Here is a 20,308-nt window from a genome sequence, read left to right on the forward strand (position 1 = left end):
CAGAAGGCAAGCGGCGCGAACGACATGTGGGTCAACGTTCCTTGGTGTCGCTTTGACGCGCTGCTGGTCGAACCCCGAGCATGAGCGGAAGCGTTTTGTCGAGGCTTTCCGCCAGCATGGCGCGCACGCCGTCGCGCAGTGCGGGATTGTCGGCGGCATCTTCAGGGCGCGTTGGAAACGATTCTGCGGGTAATTCGCGATAGGGGCCGCCGATTTGCCTGCCCAGAAGCCGCTGCACCACCAGGGAATGATGCACGTTGATCAGCGCAGAGCTCTGTCTGACAACGGAGAAGTCGCGCCCGTCAAAGATGCGGATAAACGCCAGGGCATAAAGATAGATGCGACGCCCTAGCACTACATCCTGGTTGAGGATGCCGAACCCGCGGACCGTATAGTTCGATGTCCCGATAGGGCTGACTGAATTGAGGATCTGAATGTAGTGCCGGCAATTCGTTCCTTTCGCGACCTCGCGCATGTATCCGGCCAGCTCCGCGTTGAGATCGCGGAACAGCCTGTCCTTCAATGTGTCCTTGGACTCATCGCGGGGAGGAAATTTCGCTGGGTTGTAGGGGATTCTCAGAACGGACACGCCGGCAGGGATCGCGGCGCGAGTCCGCGCGAAGATCAGATCGTTGAGCCCCCAGCCTGGGATCGGGACCACCATCGTCTTGTTCTGGAATACGGTGAGGCCGGTCGTCAGCACGGTGAACTCATCGCCGGTGGTGACCACGACACCGAAGTCGCACGAGCCGCCGGCCACGGGAGCGGGCTTGCCCGTCGCTTCACGCCGCGTGGTTATCTTGCCGATGGCTTGTTTGACGGTTGGTCGTGCCGTCTCCAATTGGGCTTGTGCCCGCGCCTGAGTTGAAAAACACCACAGGATGATCGCGACGACGAACAGCAGGGTCATGATGCTGAACACGGCTGTGTTCGCAAGCGCAGCGAAATTTGATTCTCTGGCGTGTCGCGTCGGCAAAGGCGCTTACTCTTCCTTTAGATAGCCCGGCAGGCCCCGGTCGAGCCTGTCGGTGATGAGCGCGCGCGTCCTCTCGCGCAGCGTCGCGCTGGCGGAAGCTGCCGCGGGTGGGTCGGGAAATAGCGAGTTGTCGAGCTTGTTGAGTGGGTCTTCGGTCAGTCGCAGACTCGCAGCGAAGTTAGCGCCGAAATTCACAAAGGGGCGCTTGATCTCCTCGTAGCTCCTTCCGTCGATCAGTGTGATCGCAACATTGGCGAAAAGATGCGAGTGACGGAGGATGCCGCCGACCCCCTGATTGTAAGTGCCGATGCCGTTTAGCGTCATGTGCGAATTTGGCAGCTCCGCCTTGAACGTGGTTGCGACAAGATAGCGCTCGCAATTCGCATTCGCGGTGAAGCTTCGTACGATGTCCGGCAGACGCTCTCCGGGATCGCGGATCAGGATCGTTTTCGGATTATAGAAGGGCTCGAAGACGCCCTTGGGATAGGCGATCCTACGTACCCCGGGATCGTTATTCGTTGCCGCGCGCACCCGTGCGAAGACGAGATCGTCGAGGCCCCAGTCGATCGGGACCTCGCTTGCCTCAGCCTCGAAGATCGTAATGCCAAATTTCTGTACGGAGTAGCGATCTCCGATCACCGAGATCACACCGAGCCGACACGGGCCGCTCTCTGCCGCGACCGGCGGCTTCGCAGTCGGCTTGGCCTTCGGCGCCGCTTTCTTGGCAACCGGCTTTGCCTGTGGTGCGGACTGAGCGACGGGCGCTGTTGTCGCGGGAGGAGTTTGTGCGACTGCCGGGGTCAGAAGGGACAGGAGCGCGATCAGCGAGACAGCAATGCGAAGCATGGATTCCGGGAGCAGGGGTCATCGGTCCCGCCACACTAGGTGGGGATCGTGACAACCGCAAGCTGCATCCAGAGATCGTGGTCTATCCCGCAGCCGGCCGCTTCCAACGGTAATACTTCATCACGAACCCGTTCGACGGTTCGACCTCTTCCTTCTCAAACACAAAGCCTTCGCGCTCGTACCAGCGCCAGGCCTTTTCGTTTTCGCGCACACAGCGCAGGTACATCTCGTCAGGCATTTGCGTGCGCGTGAAGGCGAGCAGTTTTCGCCCGAGCGATTGCCCCTGATAGGCGGGCCCGACAAAGAGCATATCGAGATAGAGTTTGGGCAGATGCAGTGCGAGCATCGCGGCGATGGCGCCGTTGTCGTCGGCGACGAACAGGCTCCAGCCGTTCTCGATCTCGCGCCTGATGCGTGCGCGCAGGTTTGCCAGCAGGAATTCACTCGCCTCGGCAAGCCCGGTCGAGACCCAGCTCTCCATCCAGACGCGGGCGATCTCGTCATATTCGTCCGCGCGGGCGGGGCGGATGACGGGTTGCGGCATCGGAAGTCAGGCCCGTTGGCTGCGCACGGATTGCCGTGCGCGCACCTTGCCGGCCGACAGGCACACCACCTCCGAAATCTGGAGCAGCTGCCGCGCCAGCGGGCTGGTCTTGCGCCAGACCATGCCGATGGTGCGCGAGGGCTGCGGGTCGCGAAAGCGCGTGAGCGAGACCGAGGCCGATCGCGTCTCCACCGGCACCGCCATCTCCGGGATCAAGGTGACGCCGATGCCGGCGCTGACCATCTGGACCAGCGTCGACAGCGAATTCGCATCCAGCATCTCGCGCGGCGGCGCCGATTGCATGTTGCAGAAGGACAGCGCCTGGTCGCGGAAGCAGTGTCCCTCCTCGAGCAGCAGGAGCCGCATCTCCCGCATCATCTCGCGCGAGGGTGCGGGCGTTCCCTCATCCGCGCCCGGCCGCACCAGCAGGAATTTCTCCTCGAACAGGGCAACTTCGGTGAGCGAGGGCTCGGACACCGGCAGCGCGACGATGGCGGTGTCGAGCCGGCCTTCGACCAGTTCCTGGATCAGCCGCGGCGTCATCGTCTCGCGCACGCGGATGTCGAGTTCCGGATGCATGCGCGTGAGATTCTTGGTGATCTTGGGCAGCAAATACGGCGCGATCGTCGGAATCATGCCGATGCGCAGTCGGCCGGCGAAGCGGTCCTGCGACGCCCGCGCGAAATCGCCGAGCTCATCGACCGAGCGCAGGATGTCGCGGACGCGGGGGGCGAGCTCTTCGCCGAACCGCGTCAGCGCGACCTGCCGGGCGGTGCGCTCCAGCAGCAGGCCGCCGAGCGCCTCCTCCAGTTCCTTGATCTGCATCGACAGGGCCGGCTGCGAGATCGAGCTCGCCTCCGCCGCGCGCCCGAAATGGCCGTGACGCGCCAGCGCGTCGAAATACCGGAGCTGGCGCATCGTCACGTTGACCATCAGAAAATCCTATCGCAGCGATCATTAAAGTCAACTTCCCCTGATGGAATGCGAGGCTTAGAGTGTTTCTACCTGGTCAAAGGCGCGAGTTCGACGCCACCAGAGGAGGTATTCATGGACGACACTTCAAAGTGCCCGTTTTCGGGTGGAAAACGCGTGCCGGCGAACCGCGATTGGTGGCCAACCCAGCTCAGCATCGAGATGCTGCATAAGAATTCCGGCCTGTCCGATCCGATGGGCAAGGAATTCGACTACGCCAAGGAATTCAAGACGCTCGACCTGAACGCGGTCATCAAGGACCTGACCGCCCTGATGACGGACTCGCAGGAGTGGTGGCCCGCCGACTTCGGTCATTATGGCGGCCTGATGATCCGCATGGCCTGGCACAGCGCCGGCACCTACCGCATCACCGATGGCCGTGGCGGGGCCGGTGCCGGTCAGCAGCGTTTCGCGCCGCTCAACAGCTGGCCCGACAACGCCAACCTCGACAAGGCGCGCCGGCTGCTCTGGCCGATCAAGCAGAAATACGGCCGCAAGATCTCCTGGGCCGATTTGATGGTGCTCGCCGGCAATGTCGCGCTGGAATCGATGGGCTTCAAGACGTTCGGTTTCGCCGGCGGTCGCGCCGACGTCTGGGAGCCGGAAGAGCTCTATTGGGGTCCCGAAGGCACCTGGCTGGGCGATGAGCGCTACAGCGGCGAACGCCAGCTCGCCGAGCCGCTCGGCGCGGTGCAGATGGGCCTCATCTACGTCAATCCGGAAGGCCCGAACGGCAAGCCGGACCCGATCGCCGCGGCAAAGGACATCCGCGAGACCTTCTTCCGCATGGCGATGAACGACGAGGAAACCGTCGCGCTGATCGCCGGCGGTCATACCTTCGGCAAGACCCATGGTGCGGGCGATCCGTCGCTGGTCGGACCGGAGCCGGAAGCGGGCGCGCTCGAGGATCAGGGTCTCGGCTGGAAGAGCAAGCACGCTTCGGGCCTGGCGGGCGACTCCATCACCAGCGGTCTCGAGGTGACGTGGACGACGACGCCGACGAAGTGGAGCAACAACTTCTTCGGGAACCTGTTCAAGTACGAATGGGAGCTGACGAAGAGCCCGGGCGGCGCGAACCAGTGGACGGCCAAGGGTGCCGAGGCGATCATTCCCGACGCCTTCGACAAGTCGAAGAAGCACCGGCCGACGATGCTGACCACCGATCTCTCGCTGCGCCTCGATCCGGCCTATGAGAAGATCTCGCGGCGCTTCCTGGAGAACCCGGATCAGTTCGCGGATGCATTCGCCCGCGCCTGGTTCAAGCTCACCCATCGCGACATGGGTCCGATCCAGCGCTATCTCGGCCCGCTGGTGCCGAAGGAGACGCTGATCTGGCAGGATCCGATCCCGGCCGTGAATCACGAGCTGGTCAGCGATCAGGACATCGCTGCGCTGAAGACGAAGATCCTGGCCTCGGGCCTCTCGGTGCCGGAGCTGGTCTCGACCGCATGGGCGTCGGCCTCGACGTTCCGCGGTTCGGACAAGCGCGGCGGCGCCAACGGCGCGCGCATTCGTCTCAGCCCGCAGAAGGACTGGGAGGTGAACCAGCCGGCTCAGCTCTCGAAGGTGCTCGGCAAGCTCGAAGCGATCCAGAAGGAGTTCAACGCCTCGGCCGGCGCGAAGAAGGTCTCGCTCGCCGACCTGATCGTCCTCGGCGGCACCGCCGCGGTCGAGAAGGCCGCGAAGGACGCCGGCGTCGACGTCAAGGTCGCGTTCACGCCGGGCCGCATGGACGCCTCGCAGGAGCAGACGGATGCGGCTTCCTTCGCGCCGCTGGAGCCGCGCGCCGATGGTTTCCGCAACTACGTCGGCAAGCGGCAGCAGTTCCTGCAGCAGGAAGAAGCGCTCGTCGATCGCGCACAGCTTCTGAAGCTCACCGGACCCGAGTTGACCGTCCTGGTCGGCGGTCTGCGCGTGCTCGGTGCCAATGCGAACGGTTCGAAGCACGGCGTCCTCACCGCGAAGGTGGGTGCGCTGAGCAACGACTTCTTCGTCAACCTGCTCGACATGAGCACGCAGTGGGCGCCGGCGGCCGACGGCACCTACGAGGCTCGCGACCGCAAGACCAACGCGGTGAAGTGGACCGGCACGCGCGCCGATCTCATCTTCGGCGCGCACTCGCAGCTCCGCGCCTACGCCGAGGTCTATGCCACGTCGGACTCCAAGGAGCAGTTCGTGAAGGACTTCGCCAAGGCCTGGACCAAGGTGATGAACCTCGACCGGTTCGATCTCGCGGCGTAAGATGGTGTTACACCTCTCCCGCCTGCGGGAGAGGTCGCGCCGAAGGTGCGGGCTCACCCCAGCCCTCTCCCGCAAGCGGGAGAGGGAGCGCAGCTCTCCCGGGGCGAGCACGAACACAAACAAAAAGGGCGGCCTCTCGGCCGCCCTTCGTTTTTCTGGACTGGTGCGAGACTTACTCGCCGGCCGCTTCGCGCGGAGCCTTCTCGCCCTCGGCGGCCTTGTCCTTGGCCTCGAGGTCCTCGCCGGTGGTCTGGTCGACCACCTTCATCGACAGGCGGGTCTTGCCGCGGTCGTCGAAGCCGAGCAGCTTGACCTTGACCTTGTCGCCTTCCTTGACGACGTCGGAGGTCTTCTGCACGCGCGCCGAAGCGAGCTGGCTGATGTGAACGAGGCCGTCCTTGGAGCCGAAGAAGTTCACGAAGGCGCCGAACTCCATCACCTTGACGACGGTGCCGTCATAGATCTGGCCGACTTCCGGCTCGGACGCGATCGACTTGATCCACTTGATCGCGGCCTTCATCGCCTCGCCGTCGCTGGAGGCGACCTTCACGGTGCCGTCGTCCTCGATGTTGACCTTGGCGCCGGTCTTCTCGACGATCTCGCGGATCACCTTGCCGCCGGTGCCGATCACTTCGCGGATCTTGTCGGTCGGGATCTTGAAGGTCTCGATGCGCGGCGCGTATTCGCCGAGCTCGGCGCGGGCGTTGGTCAGCGCCTTGGCCATCTCGCCGAGGATGTGGATACGCCCATCCTTGGCCTGGCCGAGAGCGACCTTCATGATCTCCTCGGTGATGCCCTCGATCTTGATGTCCATCTGGAGCGAGGTGATGCCCGATTCCGTGCCGGCGACCTTGAAGTCCATGTCGCCGAGATGATCCTCGTCACCGAGGATGTCGGAGAGAACCGCAAAGCGCTTGTCTTCGAGGATCAGGCCCATTGCGATGCCCGCGGTCGGCCGCTTCAGCGGCACGCCGGCGTCCATCAGCGCGAGCGAGGCGCCGCAGACCGAAGCCATCGACGAGGAGCCGTTGGATTCGGTGATCTCGGAGACCACGCGGATCGTGTACGGAAACTCGTGATGCGGCGGCAGCACCGGGTGGATCGCGCGCCAGGCGAGCTTGCCATGGCCGATCTCGCGGCGCTTGGTGCCGCCGAGGCGGCCGGTCTCACCGACCGAATAGGGAGGGAAGTTGTAGTGCAGCAGGAACGTCTCTTTGTACGTTCCCGACAGCGCGTCGATGTACTGCTCGTCCTCGCCGGTGCCGAGCGTGGTCACGACCATCGCCTGGGTCTCGCCGCGGGTGAACAGCGCCGAGCCGTGGGCGCGCGGCAGCACGCCGACTTCGGCGATGATGTTGCGCACGGTCTTGGAGTCGCGGCCGTCGATGCGCTTGCCGGTGTCGAGGATGTTCCAGCGAACGATCTTGGCCTCGAGCTCCTTGAACACGCCGGCGATGCGCAGCTTGTCGTATTTCGGTTCCTGCCCTTCGGGGAAATAATGGGCGATCACCTTTTCCTTGACCTTGCCGACCGCGGCGTAGCGATCCTGCTTGACCGGAATGGCGTAGGCGGCGCGGAGTTCCTGCTCGACGAGGCCGAGCATTTCCTTCTCGAGCGCGGCATTGTCGATGACGGTGACTTCGCGCGGCTCCTTGGCGGCCTTCTCGGCGAGCTCGATGATCGCGTTGATCACCGGCTGGAAGTGGCGGTGACCGAACATCACCGCGCCGAGCATGATGTCTTCGTTCAGTTCCTTGGCTTCCGATTCCACCATCAGCACGGCGTCGGCCGTGCCGGCGACGACGAGGTCGAGCTGGGTGTCGACCATCTCGTCGAGCGTCGGGTTGAGCACGTATTCGTCATTGACGAAGCCGACGCGCGCGGCGCCGATCGGACCCTTGAAGGGAGCGCCCGACAGGGTCAGCGCAGCCGACGAGGCCACCAGCGCGACGATATCGGGATCGTTCTCCATGTCGTGCGACAGCACGGTGGCGATCACCTGGGTCTCGTTGCGCCAACCGTCGACGAACAGCGGACGGATCGGGCGGTCGATCAGGCGGGAGACCAGCGTCTCCTTCTCGGTCGGACGGCCCTCACGCTTGAAATAGCCGCCGGGAATGCGGCCGGCGGCGTAGGTCTTCTCCTGGTAGTCGACGGTCAGCGGCAGGAAGTCGACGCCTTCGCGCGGCGCCTTCGCCGCGACGACGGTGGCGAGCACCACGGTCTCGCCATAGGTGGCGACGACGGCGCCGTCGGCCTGGCGGGCGATCTTGCCGGTTTCTAGCTTGAGAGGGCGTCCGCCCCAGTCGATCTCGACTGAATGCTTATTGAACATAGATGTCTTCTTTCATGGGTTCTCGAAACGAGGGACGCTTCGAAAAACAAAAACCATGCGCAAGATTGCGGGACGCTGATCGGAGCGGATGATCAGCGTCCTGCGATCCTGCCATGGTTTTTGGATTTCGGATGGCGTCCATCCTTTCGGGTCATACGGGCGCCTTGCCCGTTGTGCCCAGCCGCCGGATTGCTGCTGGACTGTCAGTCGGCACGAACGCGAACACCGAACTGCGGTCTTCGCCGATCGTGCCCCGGATGCTGGCCGTCACTCGAGTATGATCCGGAAAAGTGCGAATCGGTTTTCCGAAAAGATCATGCTCAAACAACAATCCAAAGTGCGATTCTTCGCGCTTTGGGCTCGCATCCGACGCGCACGCAGCCTCGATCAAAAACCTTTAAACAAACGCTTTCGTTCGAAACCACGCGCGAAAACGCGCGCCGGTGGCGCGCGCAGGAACACTTAACGACGAATGTTGTGCTTCTCGAGCAGTGCCTTGTAGCGCGCCTCGTCCCTCTTCTTGAGGTAGTCGAGGAGCGAGCGGCGGGTCGAGACCAGCTTCAAGAGGCCGCGACGCGAATGGTTGTCCTTCACGTGAGTCTTGAAATGGCTGGTGAGGTTGTTGATGCGTTCCGACAGGATCGCGACCTGAACCTCGGGCGAACCGGTATCGCCGGCCTTGGTGGCATTCGTCTTGATGACTTCCGCTTTGCGTTCTGCGGCAATCGACATCGTCAATTTCTCTCGTTGCGACCGGGGCTGGCAGTCAGGCCGGTCAGGTTGAACACACGCTTGGGGATGATTTCGCCATTGCCGACTTCGGCAAGCGCCAAAAGGCGGCCTGCCACCGTGACATAGACTGTGCCGCTACAAGTGGGCGCATCCCGTCCGCGCAACAAAACGGCCTGGCCCCGATGGAGCCTTGCCGCATCAGCCCGAGTGACGGCCAGTGCCGGGATGTCGTCCAGCGCGGTCTCAACGGGCAAAAGCGCGTCGGCGAGGCTGCCCTCGCCGGACGCGGCTCTATCGCACAAAGCCTCCAACTGATCCAGCGGAATCATGTCGTTTTCGCCAAATGGGCCGACCAGGGTCCGCCGCAGCGCGCAGATATGGCCATAAGTGCCGAGAATCCGGCCCATATCGCGGGCCAGCGCACGGACATAGGTGCCCTTGCCGCACTCGGCCTCGAACACGGCCCGGTCGTTATCCGGTTGATCCACAAGGGTTAATCGGTGAATCTCGACCGGGCGGGGAGCCAGCTCCACGACCTCGCCGTCGCGGGCGAGGTCATAGGCGCGCTCGCCCTGGATCTTGATCGCAGAATAGCGCGGCGGGATCTGCTCGATCACCCCGGTGAAGCGGGGCAACAGCGCCAGGATGGCCTCCCGGGTCGGGCGCTGGTCGGAGGTCGCGGTCACCCGGCCCTCGATGTCGTCGGTGTCGCGCTCCTCGCCCCAGCACACGGTGAACTGGTAGCGCTTGCGGCCGTCCATGACGAAGGGAACCGTCTTGGTGGCTTCGCCGAGCGCAATCGGCAGGCCGCCGGAAGCGAGCGGATCGAGCGTGCCGGCGTGGCCGGCGCGCTTGGCGTTGAACAGGCGCTTGAGCACGGCGACGGCCTGCGTCGAGGTCATGCCGATCGGCTTGTCGAGCACGACCCAGCCATGGACGTCGCGGCGGTCGCGGCGAACCTGGTTGCCCTTCTGCTGCTTGGCGCGGGGATCGTTGTTGACGCGGCGCGGCTCCTGGTGCGGCTGGGAATTGCCGCCCATGTCCGCAAAATTATTTTTCTGCACGTCGCGCTGATCGGCCTGTTCGCCGCCGATCGTGCCGTGAGCCGGGTCCATCGTCATTGCTCTTCTTCCCGATCCGAATCCGGATCCTGTTCCAGGTCCTTCTGCACCGCAGGTGTTCGCAAAAGCTTCTCGATCCGTTCCGCTTCGTCGAATCGCTCGTCGACGCGGAAGCGAACGTCAGGTGCAAATTTCAGGTTAACGCGCCGCGCGACTTCGCCGCGCAGGAATTTCTTGTTGCGCTCGAGCGCAGCGATGACGATCTCGGTGTCGCGGCCACCGAGCGGCATCACGTAGATTGTCGCGAGCTTCAGGTCGGGGGACATCCGCACCTCCGGCACGGTGACGATGTGACCTTCGAGGTCCGCATCATGCACGTTGCCTTGCGCCAGAATCTCGGCCATCGCATGGCGAACCTGCTCGCCGACGCGCAACTGGCGCTGCGAGCCTCCGCCGGATGCGGAACTTTTTTTCTGGTGGTGGCGCGGCATTCTGGAAATCACCTCGTCGTGCCCGCGTTTGGGACACGAGCATTGTCATTTGTCCGTTGAAACGAAGAGGCGCGGATGGCCGGAAAAAATCCGGCCATCTCACTCCCGCTATTTCAGCTCAAAAAGATCCGGGCGCTTCGGTAAGATTTGGACTTACAGGGAGCGCTGGATCGTCTCCACGCGATAACACTCGATCACGTCACCGGCACGCATGTCGTGATAGTTCTCGAAGGCCATGCCGCATTCCTGACCGGACTGGACTTCCTTCACTTCGTCCTTGAAGCGCTTCAGCGTCGACAGCTTGCCTTCGTGCACGACGACGTTGTCGCGGATCAGGCGCACATTGGCGCCGCGTTCCACGGTGCCGTCGGTGACGCGGCAGCCGGCGACCTTGCCGACCTTGGAGATGTTGAAGATCTCCAGGATCGCGGCATTGCCAAGCATGGTCTCGCGCAAGGTCGGCGCGAGCAGGCCGCTCATCGCCTTCTTCACGTCGTCCACGAGGTCGTAGATGATGTTGTAGTAGCGGATCTCGATGCCGTTGCGCTTGGCGGCCGCAGCGGCTTCCTTGTTGGCTCGAACCGAGAAGCCGATGATCGCGGCGTTGAAGCCTTCCGCGAGCGTCACGTCCGACTCCGAAATACCGCCGACGCCGGCATGCAGGATGCGGGCGGCGACTTCGTCGGTGCCGAGCTTCTCCAGCGAGCCGAGGATCGCTTCCAGCGAGCCCTGCACGTCGGCCTTGATGATCAGCGGGAATTCCTTGCGGCCCGCCGTCTTCAGCTGCGACATCATCTGCTCGAGCGAGCCGCGCATGCCGGAGATCGAGGCTGCCGCGTTCTCGCGCTTCTGGTGCGCGCGGTAGCTCGTGACCTGGCGGGCGCGGGCTTCGTTCTCGACGACGGCGAGGCGATCGCCGGCTTCCGGCGGACCGTTGAAGCCGAGCACCTCGACCGGCACCGACGGACCTGCTTCCTGCACCGTCTCGCCCTGGTCCGAGATCAGCGCGCGGACGCGGCCCATCTCGGCGCCGGCAACGATGATGTCGCCGACACGGAGCGTGCCGCGCTGAACCAGCACGGTCGCGACCGGGCCACGGCCGCGGTCGAGCTTGGCCTCGATCACGGTGCCTTCGGCCGGACGCTCCGAATTGGTCTTCAGGTCGAGGATATCGGCCTGGAGCGCGATCATTTCGAGCAGCTTGTCGAGATTGGTCTTGTTCTTGGCGGACACCTCGACGTCGACGACGTCGCCGCCGAAGGATTCCACCTGCACTTCGTGCTGGAGCAGCTCGGTGCGCACGCGCTCGGGCTTGGCATCGGGCTTGTCGATCTTGTTGATGGCAACGATGATCGGCACCCGCGCCGCCTTGGCGTGGTTGATGGCTTCGACGGTCTGCGGCATCACGCCGTCATCGGCCGCGACCACCAGCACGACGATGTCGGTGACCTTGGCGCCGCGGGCGCGCATCGCGGTGAACGCGGCGTGGCCGGGCGTGTCGATGAAGGTGATCTTCTTGCCGCTTTCGGGCGACACCACCTGATAGGCGCCGATATGCTGGGTGATGCCGCCGGCTTCGCCGGAGACCACGTTGGCATGTCGGAGCGCGTCGAGCAGCGAGGTCTTGCCGTGGTCGACGTGACCCATCACGGTCACCACGGGCGAACGCGTCTCGGTGTCGGTGGAATCGTCGACCTGGTCGAACAGGCCTTCTTCAACGTCAGACGCGGCGACGCGCTTGACTGTGTGACCGAGCTCTTCGGCGATAAGCTGCGCGGTGTCGGCGTCGATCACGTCGGTGATCTTGTGCATCGCGCCCTGCTTCATCAGCATGCGGATGACGTCGACCGCGCGCTCGGCCATGCGGTTGGCGAGCTCCTGGATCGTGATCGCTTCCGGAATGATCACCTCGCGGATGAGCTTTTCCTTCGGCTCGTTCGAGGCATGCCCCTTCAGACGCTGGGTGCGGCGGCGGAACGAGGCGATCGAGCGCTCGCGCACCTCGTCGGCGTTGAGCGCGGTGACCACCGTGAGGCGGCCGCGCTCTTTCTGCGGGCCGGGCTTGTGAGTGGTCTTGGGAGGCGGCGCGGGACGCGCGGCGCCGCCGGGACCGCGACGGATCTGGCGCGGCGCCTCGTCCTCGTCCGGCTCGGCCGCAACTGCGGGGCCACGGCCTGCCGGTGCACCCGGACGCTGCGCGGTCGTCGTTGCAGGACGCGCGGTCGTTGTTCCCGGGCGGGTCGTCGTGGTTCCGGGTCGTGCCGCGGGCGCACCGGGGCGCGGTGCGGGCGCGGCCGGCGCTGCGGTCGCGGGACGCGCGGCCGATGCCGGCTGCTCGCCCTCGCCAAAACGCTTCTTGGCCTCGGTCTCGGCCTTCCGCTTGGCTTCGTCCTCGTGGCGATGGCGCTCGTCCTCGGCCTTGCGGCGGGCTTCGGCGGCTTCGCGCTCGGCGCGTTCGGCGGCCTCGCGGACGGCGCGGCGCTGGGCCTCTTCCTCGGCCTGGCGGCGTTCCTCGACTTCGCGCAGCTTGGCATCGGCCAGCGCGCTGGCACGGGCCGAACGCTCGTCCTCGGTCAGGGTGCGCAGCACCACGCCGGAACCGGCATTGCGCGGCGGGGCGGGCGGCGGAGCCGGGCGCGACGGGGCAGGCGCGGCGGGCGCCGGCTTTGCGGTCACCTCGGGCGCGTGCGGCTCGGGACCGTCGCCAATACGGCGCTTGCCGCGCTTCTCGACCACGACCTGCTTGCTCCGGCCGTGGCTGAAGCTCTGGCGCACGGTGCCCGTTTCGACGCGCGGCTTGAGCGATAGCGTCTTGCTCGGAACGCTCAGCTTCTTGTCGCCAGGGGTCTTGGTATCAACCATTCAGCAGTCCTAATCCTGATCTTGTTGTCGTTGTGCGTTGCCGCACAGTCATGTCGGTTGGTCGTTGTCTCTCAGAAATCCTGGCCGCGCTTTTCGGCAGTCTTGTCATCGTCCGCCATCCGGTATCGGACCAGCATCTGGCTACGTGACAGGAATGACCTGCTCGCCGGGCCCGCGAGCAGCGCAGCATGTATCACATTTGACCGGGTCAGTGCCAAATCCAATTCTATCGATTTCAGTCCGGTCACGACGGGAATCTGCGGCTTGGCGCCGCGATTTCCGGCATTTTGACGCGCCAGCATGTCCAATTTGCGGATTCCGTCCGCGGCCCCGTCGCTGGCGTGGATCAGGACCTCGACCGTGCCTTCCCGAAGCGCGCTCTCGACCTTGCCGAAGCCGGCCACGACCTGGCCCGCCTTGGCGGCAATCCCAAGGGCTTCCGTCACGCTCCGGACCAGGAGCGCCTCGATGTCGGCGGGAAGCGTCTGAGGGGTGCGCAGCTCGCGCTTGAAGGCCTTGCTAAATTGGTGACGCCGCACCGCTTCCGCAACCACCTCGCGCGAGGCGGTGATCCACATGCCGCGTCCGGGCAGCTTGCGCTTGAGATCGGGAACTATGTGCCCTTCCGGCGAGACGACGAAACGGATCAGCTCGTCGATCGGCCGGACCTCGCGGCTGACCGCGCACATCCGCATGGTCGCGGACCTTTCGGTCCGCGGCCCATGGTCGAGATCGTGGTCAGTATCTGCGAGCATCCGGGCGACATTCTCCTTCGTCCTTAAGCCGGCTGATCTTCGCTCGCCTCAGCCTCTTCGGCGGGCTTGGCGAGATCGGCCTCGGTGATCCAGCCGGCCTTGACGCGGGCCTGCATGATCATCGCTTCGGCATCGTCACGGGAAATCTCGATACCGTCGAGCGCACCCGGATATTTGGTGGATTCGCCACCTTCCTTGCGCTCGGTCCAGCCGACCAGATCGTCGGTGGCGCAGCCGGCGAGGTCGTCGACGGTCTTGATGTCGTTCTCGCCGAACTTGACCAGCATCTTCGAGGTGACGCCGGGCACGTCCTTGAGAGCGTCCTCGACGCCGAGTTCCACGCGCTTGGCCTCGAGCTCGGCTTCCTGCTGCTCGAGATATTCGCGGGCGCGGTTCTGGAGCTCCTGCGCGGTCTCCTCGTCAAAACCCTCGATGCCGGCGAGCTCCTTGATGTCCACCATGGCGAGTTCCTCGACCGAGGTGAAGCCTTCGGACGCCAGCAGCTGGCCGACCACTTCGTCGACGTTGAGCGATTCCATGAAGACGCGGGTGGAGTTCTCGAAGTCGGCCTGGCGGCGCTCCGATTCCTCCTGCTCGGTCAGGATGTCGATATCCCAGCCGGTGAGCTGCGAGGCCAGGCGCACGTTCTGGCCGCGGCGGCCGATCGCCAGCGAGAGCTGGTTGTTGGTATCGGGCACCACGACCTCGATGCGCTCGCGGTCTTCGTCGATGACGACCTTGGAGACTTCGGCCGGCGCCAGCGCGTTGACCACGAAGGTCGCGATGTCGGGCGACCAGGGAATGATGTCGATCTTCTCGCCCTGCAATTCGTTCACCACGGCCTGCACGCGCGAGCCGCGCATGCCGACGCAGGCGCCGACCGGATCGACCGAGGAATCGCGGGAAATCACGCCGATTTTCGCGCGCGAGCCGGGATCGCGGGCAACCGCCTTGATCTCGACGATGCCGTCATAGATTTCCGGCACTTCCTGCGCGAACAGCTTCGCCATGAACTGCGGATGGGTGCGGGAGAGGAAGATCTGCGGGCCGCGGGTCTCGCGGCGGACGTCGAAGATATAGGCGCGGACGCGGTCGCCGTTGCGGAACACTTCGCGCGGCAGCATCTCGTCGCGGCGGATGATGGCTTCACCGCGGCCGAGATCGACGATCACGCTGCCATATTCGACGCGCTTGACGACGCCGTTGACGATGTCGCCGATGCGGTCCTTGAATTCCTGATATTGCCGGTCGCGCTCGGCCTCGCGCACCTTCTGCACGATCACCTGCTTGGCCGACTGCGCAGCGATGCGGCCATATTCGAGCGGCGGCAGGGTGTCGGCGATGGTGTCACCGACCTGGGCGCCGGGATTGGCGCGCTGCGCATCCACCAGCGAAATCTGGTTGGAGTGGTTTTCGACCTTCTCGACCACCAGCATGTGGCGCGACAGCCGCAGCTCGCCCTTCTTCGGGTCGATCTCGGCGTGAACGTCAGTCTCGCTGCCGTAGCGGGCCCGCGCCGCCTTGGCGATGGCGTCCTCCATCGCCGCGATGACGATGCCGCGGTCGATCGATTTCTCGCGCGCGACGGCATCGGCGATCTGGAGCAATTCAAGTCGATTGGCGCTGACTGCCATGGCTAGTCTCCTTCGTCAGGCTCGATCTCGCCGCGCCGCGCGCGTTCGGCGGCCAGGCGATGCTTCTTCGTATTGGTCGGTGCCGGCTTCTTCTTCGGCTTGGTGTTCTTGGTCGTTTTTTCGCTGATTTTCGCGTGAGGCGCAGCCGGCGGCTCCAGGCCGAGATTGCGGCGCATCTCGCGCGCCGCGGCCTTGCCACGGCGCATCGATTCCGCGATCAGCTCGTCGGTCAGCACCAGCCGGGCCTCGCTGATGTCCTCCATCGTCAGGAGAACGTCGCGTTCCTCACCCGCCTTGACGTCGTCGCGCTGCAGATGCACGCGGTCGCCTTCGACAGCGCCGATCATGCCGCGGAACCGCTTCCGCCCCTCATGGGCGACCGCCATCTCGACCTTCACCAGATGTCCGGCATAGCGCTCGAAATCGGAACGCCGCACCAGGGGGCGATCGATCCCCGGCGAGGAGATTTCCAGCCGATAGGCGCGATCGATGGGGTCGGCGACGTCGAGCACGGGCGACAGCGCCCGCGAGATCGCCTCGCAATCCTCGATCTGCATCGAGCCGTCCGGGCGCTCGGCCATGATCTGCACGGTGCAGCCGGCCTCGCCGGAAATGCGGATCCGCACCAGGCGGTAGCCCATGCCCTGGAGCACGGGACCTGCCACCGCGGACACCCGTGCCGCGACGCCCGGCTCGACCACGAGCCTCGGCTCGGCCAGCAACTCGGCATCCGTGGAACCAGCGGTCGGTTCGGTCATATCCAGGGTCAAGGCGCTCGATGGTTAAGGCTTGGTTACGATTTCAAAGCCCGCTTCGGAACTCTCCCGGCAGCTCGCCGGGCCGCATCTTCCGCCAAGCCGCGCTCAGGTAATAAAAAAGAGCGGGTCCTTTCGGGCCCACTCTCACTACGCGGATCGTATGAGAAGATGAATTGGCGCTGATATAGCCCTTTCCACCCTCGCGGACAAGGCCCATCGCAGGGCAGGCGAGGCTTTTTGCGCCTTTCCAACGGCCCCCCGCGCAACGCTTCCTTCATCAACGGGGCCTAAATTCCCTGATTGTGGGGCGACTTGGACCAAGGGCGCACCCGCGGCGTGCCCTGTACGAGTTTGCGTTTCATGACCGTTGCCACGTCGCTCATTCCCGGACTGGACGATATCGTCAAACGCGGCGACCCCCGGCGCCGTGGCGAGATCGCGCGTGCCATCGCCGAGCTGTTCTTCCAGGATCCCGCCAAGCTCCGTCCCGAGCTCATCGATCTCTTCGACGATCTCCTGATCGATCTCGTCCCGCATGCCGAGCTCGCCTCGCGCGTCGATCTCGCCGAGCGCTTTTCGCGCCTGGACAACGCGCCGCGGCACCTGGTGAACCAGTTCGCGCGTGAAAACGAGATCATGGTGGCGGCCCCTGTGTTGCGCCGCTCGCCCGTGCTCGACGAAGCGGCGCTGGTCGAGATCGCGCGGCTGAAGGGCCAGGGTCATCTGCTGGCGATGACGGAGCGTCCCGCCCTGTCGTCTGTCGTCACCGACGTACTGGTCGAGCGCGGCGATCGCGACGTGGTGCGTCGCGCCGCAGGCAATGCCGGTGCGATGTTCTCACCCGGCGGCTATTCCGAGCTGATCAAGCGTGCCGCGCAGGACGGCGTGCTGACGCTCAAGATCGGCCAGCGCAACGATCTTTCGGGCGAGCACCTGAAAGAGCTGCTCAACGGCACGCTCGACGTCATTCGCCGCCGTCTCTCCAGCGTGGTCAATCCCGTGCGCCAGGTCGAGATCAAGCGCGCCATGGCGGCCATCGAGGAGGCCGCGCTGCCGCCCGGGCCGCGGCGCGATTTCACGGCGGCACAGCGCACGGTGCTCGGCTTGCATCGCGAGGGCCATCTCGGCGAGAGCGCGCTGCTCGGCTTTGCCAAGGCAAACAAATACGAGGAAGCGATCGCCTCGCTCTCGGCGATGTCCGGCGTCCGCCTCTCGATCCTCGACCGCCTGATCGCGGGCGACCGCTACGATCCGATTCTGATCCTGGGGCGCGTGCTCAATCTCGGCTGGCCCACGGTGCGCGCGCTCATCCTGCTCTGGTACGGTCCGCATCGCACGCCGGCCGATGCCGACATCGAGGCCGCCCGCATGAACTTCACGCGCCTGATGCCGACGACGGCGGAACGCGTCGTGAATTTCTGGCGCAACCGGCAGACGATCTGAAGTTACTGTGTTGGTCATTCCGGGGCGATGCGAAGCATCGAACCCGGAATCTCGAGGTTCCGGGTTCGCGCTTCGCGCGCCCCGGAACGACAATCAGCTTCTTCTGAACCGCAAATACGTCGCCTTGCGTCCTTCGCGCGCGGCCTTCCGGCCGTAGCGCGTCATCGTGTAGCCGTCCCATGGCTGCCGGAAATCGTCGGCGCGCTCCGCAAGCCATTTGAAGTCCGCCGAGCGCGCAAGATGCGACAGCGTCCAGGCGCAGTAATCGTCGATGTCGCAGACGAAGCGGAATTCGCCGCCGACCTTCAGCACGCGCGCCATTGCGGCGATGGTCCTGTCCTGGACGAAGCGCCGCTTCCAGTGCCGGCGCTTCGGCCAGGGATCCGGGTGGATCAGGTCGATCCGCGACAGCGAGGCCTTCGGCAGCCAGGCCAGGAGCTCGGCGGCATCGCCCGCGAACAGGCGGATGTTGGCGATGTTGCCGGCCTCGATCTGCGCGAGGATCTTCGCCATGCCGTTGACATAGGGCTCGCAGCCGATGAAGCCGGTCGTGGCGAAGTTCTGCGCCTCGGCCGCAAGATGCTCGCCGCCGCCGAAGCCGATCTCGAGCCGCACGTCGCTCGCCGCGGGATCGAAGATCTCGCACGCATTCGCCGGCGCCTCGCCCGCGATGTCGAGCGCAAGATGCGGCAGCAGATGATCGATCAGCTCGGCCTGGTGCTGCCTGAGCTTGTGGCCCTTGCGGCGCCCGAAGAAGGCGCGCTCGCTGTTGTCATCGCGATCGGGATCTGACTTGCGTTCGCTCATCGCAGCGTCTGATACAGGCGATAGAGCAGCCGCGCGCGCGGTTCGAGCGACGAGACATAGAGCTGCTCATAATGGGTGTGTGCGCCCTTGCCGTCGACGCCGAGCCCGTCGAGCGTGCCGGTGTGGGGAGCGGTGAAATTGCCGTCCGAGCCGCCGCCCGTGTAGGTGTCGATCAGTTCGAAGCCGATCTCCGTGGCGAGCGTCCTGGCATGCTCGTACAGCGAGGCACCTGCATTGCCCTTCTCGTAGGGCGGACGATTGAGCTCGCCGGTGACCCTGACGGTGACGCCGTCCGTCTTCGACCTCAGGGCGAGGATCTTGCCGACGAATTCGTCCGCATCGGTGAAGCTCGGCACGCGCAGATCGATTTCGGCATAGGCCTCTTCCGGCGTCACGTTGGGGCGCGTGCCGCCGCGCACCACACCGACATTCACGGAGACGCCGCGCGCCGGGTCGTTCATCCCTTCCAGCGTCAGGATGATATTGGCGAGCTCGCGGACGGCGCTGCGACCATCTTCGGGTCGCGAGCCGGCATGTGCAGGCACGCCCTTGATGAACACCTGGAAGCGTCCGACGCCCTTGCGTCCGGTGACGATCTTGCCGCCGTCGCGTGCCGGCTCCGTCACCAGCACGTATTTGGCCTTGCGCCCTTCCTTCTCGATCAGCGCACGCGAGGTGGGGCTGCCGATCTCCTCGTCGGAGGTGAACAAGTGGGTGATGCCGAGTGGCGAGCGCTCGGCCGTGGCGCAAAGCGCGCGAAACGCGTGATGGGCGAGGTAGGCGCCGCCCTTCATGTCGTAGATGCCGGGACCGAACGCGCTGTCGCCTTCGACCTTGAACGGCAGGCGCTCGATGAATCCCAGGGGATGAACGGTATCGAGGTGGCTCAGCACCAGGATGCCGGGCCGGTCCTGGCCCCAGGCCGAGCGTGCCAGCAGATGATCGCCGCAGCCGTCGACGCCGGCGATGCGCTCGAGCGTGACAGGCAGATCGCGATAATGATCCGCGACCAGCGACACCAGCCTGTTGACCTGTTCAGGCGCCTCTGTCGGCGTCTCGATCTCCACCCAGCGCCGGATGCCGTCGAGAATAGTTTGGTTATCGAACCAGTTGGAGTTCGCCATGGGCGCATCTATGCCTTTGAATCGCATCATCCGGGAGGACGCGCGTCAAGGCGCGGCCGCAAATGACGACATAGGCCAGATTTGGCGCAGCCTCAAATCGATTGAGCTGGCGCGCCTCAGCGCTTGTCGGGACCTTCGCGTGCCGCGATCTGCTCGACGAGATCGACGATCGAGCGGCGCATCTTCGAATCAGTGATTCGCGTGAACGCCTTGGTCAAAGCGAGTCCCTCGGAGGTCGCGAGGAAGTCCGAGACGTAAGAGGGCGAGGCGCCTTCCGCGAAGCCGTTCGGGCCGGCCACACCGCTCGGTCCGCCTTCGAACAGGAACGACACCGGCACCTGGAGAATTTCGGCAATCTGCTGGATGCGGCTCGCGCCGACCCGGTTCGTGCCCTTCTCGTATTTCTGGATCTGCTGGAAAGTCAGGCCCAAAGCTTCACCGAGCTTTTCCTGGCTCATGCCCAACATGATGCGGCGCATGCGCACGCGGCTGCCGACATATTTGTCAACAGGGTTGGGCGCTTTCGACATTTCCTCAGCCTCCAAACACCACCCTCAGCGCAATCGACGGAATGCCTCAGGTGCCAGCATCATAAAAATCAGACCCTGTTATTGGGAAACATTGCGGAGAAATTTAGCAATGCCCACTGTCTTTTGCAGCTGGTGCAGAATGAGGAACCCGCGTGCAGTCTGTCAACCGTGGGACCACGGTTGTCAAAGGATTCCGG

At 64.6% G+C, this 20,308-nt stretch carries 17 protein-coding genes; 2 read left to right on the forward strand and 15 right to left on the reverse strand.

Annotation, left to right across the window (positions count from 1 at the left end; translation table 11 throughout):
- Positions 1-31: 31 nt before the first annotated feature.
- The 4 genes from ACE10W_RS00585 to ACE10W_RS00600 all read right to left on the reverse strand — a co-directional run bounded on the left by ACE10W_RS00585 (position 32) and on the right by ACE10W_RS00600 (position 3,299).
- Entirely contained in the window at positions 32-922 is an 891-nt protein-coding gene (locus ACE10W_RS00585) for a hypothetical protein (protein WP_304550019.1), read from the reverse strand.
- 60 nt (positions 923-982) lie between these two features.
- On the reverse strand, positions 983-1,822 hold the full coding sequence (locus ACE10W_RS00590) for a hypothetical protein (protein WP_304550021.1): 840 nt from the start codon (positions 1,820-1,822) through the stop codon (positions 983-985).
- Positions 1,823-1,904: 82 nt separating this feature from the next.
- Positions 1,905-2,366, reverse strand: coding sequence for a GNAT family N-acetyltransferase (locus ACE10W_RS00595; RefSeq protein WP_304550023.1), 462 nt, complete (start codon positions 2,364-2,366; stop codon positions 1,905-1,907).
- Between the two features lie 6 nt (positions 2,367-2,372).
- Entirely contained in the window at positions 2,373-3,299 is a 927-nt protein-coding gene (locus tag ACE10W_RS00600; RefSeq protein ID WP_011083599.1) for a hydrogen peroxide-inducible genes activator, read from the reverse strand.
- 114 nt (positions 3,300-3,413) lie between these two features.
- Here ACE10W_RS00600 and katG point away from each other — a divergent pair, with 114 nt between their 5' ends.
- Positions 3,414-5,579, forward strand: a complete 2,166-nt coding sequence (gene katG / locus ACE10W_RS00605; protein WP_304550025.1) for a catalase/peroxidase HPI — start codon at positions 3,414-3,416, stop codon at positions 5,577-5,579.
- A gap of 172 nt (positions 5,580-5,751) precedes the next feature.
- On the opposite strand, the gene pnp is transcribed toward katG, so the two are convergent.
- From pnp to rimP, 8 genes are all read right to left on the reverse strand, one after another.
- Positions 5,752-7,914, reverse strand: a complete 2,163-nt coding sequence (gene pnp, locus ACE10W_RS00610; protein WP_028172517.1) for a polyribonucleotide nucleotidyltransferase — start codon at positions 7,912-7,914, stop codon at positions 5,752-5,754.
- Between the two features lie 462 nt (positions 7,915-8,376).
- The gene (gene rpsO / locus ACE10W_RS00615) at positions 8,377-8,646 is read right to left on the reverse strand and encodes a 30S ribosomal protein S15 (protein ID WP_011083602.1); all 270 of its coding nucleotides are present in this window, start codon (positions 8,644-8,646) and stop codon (positions 8,377-8,379) included.
- A gap of 2 nt (positions 8,647-8,648) precedes the next feature.
- Entirely contained in the window at positions 8,649-9,767 is a 1,119-nt protein-coding gene (truB, locus tag ACE10W_RS00620) for a tRNA pseudouridine(55) synthase TruB (RefSeq protein WP_304550030.1), read from the reverse strand.
- Positions 9,764-10,198 carry a 30S ribosome-binding factor RbfA gene (gene rbfA, locus ACE10W_RS00625; RefSeq protein WP_011083604.1) on the reverse strand — a complete coding sequence of 145 codons (435 nt, stop codon included), beginning with the start codon at positions 10,196-10,198 and terminating at the stop codon, positions 9,764-9,766. The genes truB and rbfA overlap by 4 nt, the downstream gene beginning before the upstream one ends.
- A 153-nt stretch (positions 10,199-10,351) precedes the next feature.
- Entirely contained in the window at positions 10,352-13,060 is a 2,709-nt protein-coding gene (gene infB, locus ACE10W_RS00630) for a translation initiation factor IF-2 (protein WP_011083605.1), read from the reverse strand.
- A 71-nt stretch (positions 13,061-13,131) separates the two neighbouring features.
- Positions 13,132-13,815 (reverse strand): RNA-binding protein, encoded by a 684-nt coding sequence (locus ACE10W_RS00635; RefSeq protein WP_011083606.1) that lies wholly within the window; start codon positions 13,813-13,815, stop codon positions 13,132-13,134.
- 23 nt (positions 13,816-13,838) lie between these two features.
- Positions 13,839-15,449 carry a transcription termination factor NusA gene (nusA, locus tag ACE10W_RS00640; RefSeq protein WP_028172520.1) on the reverse strand — a complete coding sequence of 537 codons (1,611 nt, stop codon included), beginning with the start codon at positions 15,447-15,449 and terminating at the stop codon, positions 13,839-13,841.
- Between the two features lie 2 nt (positions 15,450-15,451).
- Complete coding sequence (rimP, locus tag ACE10W_RS00645) at positions 15,452-16,207, reverse strand: ribosome maturation factor RimP (RefSeq protein ID WP_028172521.1); 756 nt, start codon at positions 16,205-16,207, stop codon at positions 15,452-15,454.
- Positions 16,208-16,567: 360 nt separating this feature from the next.
- Between rimP and ACE10W_RS00650 the strand changes: the two genes are divergently transcribed.
- Positions 16,568-17,650: a DUF2336 domain-containing protein gene (locus ACE10W_RS00650; RefSeq protein ID WP_011083609.1), complete on the forward strand. Its 1,083-nt coding sequence runs from the start codon at positions 16,568-16,570 to the stop codon at positions 17,648-17,650.
- Positions 17,651-17,743: 93 nt separating this feature from the next.
- On the opposite strand, the gene ACE10W_RS00655 is transcribed toward ACE10W_RS00650, so the two are convergent.
- The 3 genes from ACE10W_RS00655 to ACE10W_RS00665 form a co-directional block, all read right to left on the reverse strand.
- On the reverse strand, positions 17,744-18,457 hold the full coding sequence (locus ACE10W_RS00655; RefSeq protein WP_060909538.1) for a tRNA (guanine(46)-N(7))-methyltransferase TrmB: 714 nt from the start codon (positions 18,455-18,457) through the stop codon (positions 17,744-17,746).
- On the reverse strand, positions 18,454-19,611 hold the full coding sequence (locus ACE10W_RS00660) for a M20 family metallopeptidase (RefSeq protein WP_304550038.1): 1,158 nt from the start codon (positions 19,609-19,611) through the stop codon (positions 18,454-18,456). The genes ACE10W_RS00655 and ACE10W_RS00660 overlap by 4 nt, the downstream gene beginning before the upstream one ends.
- An 86-nt stretch (positions 19,612-19,697) precedes the next feature.
- Positions 19,698-20,111, reverse strand: coding sequence for a helix-turn-helix domain-containing protein (locus ACE10W_RS00665; protein WP_027546813.1), 414 nt, complete (start codon positions 20,109-20,111; stop codon positions 19,698-19,700).
- Positions 20,112-20,308: the final 197 nt, after the last annotated feature.

The organism is Bradyrhizobium sp. B025, assembly GCF_042257955.1.
Classification (GTDB): Bacteria; Pseudomonadota; Alphaproteobacteria; order Rhizobiales; family Xanthobacteraceae; genus Bradyrhizobium; species Bradyrhizobium diazoefficiens.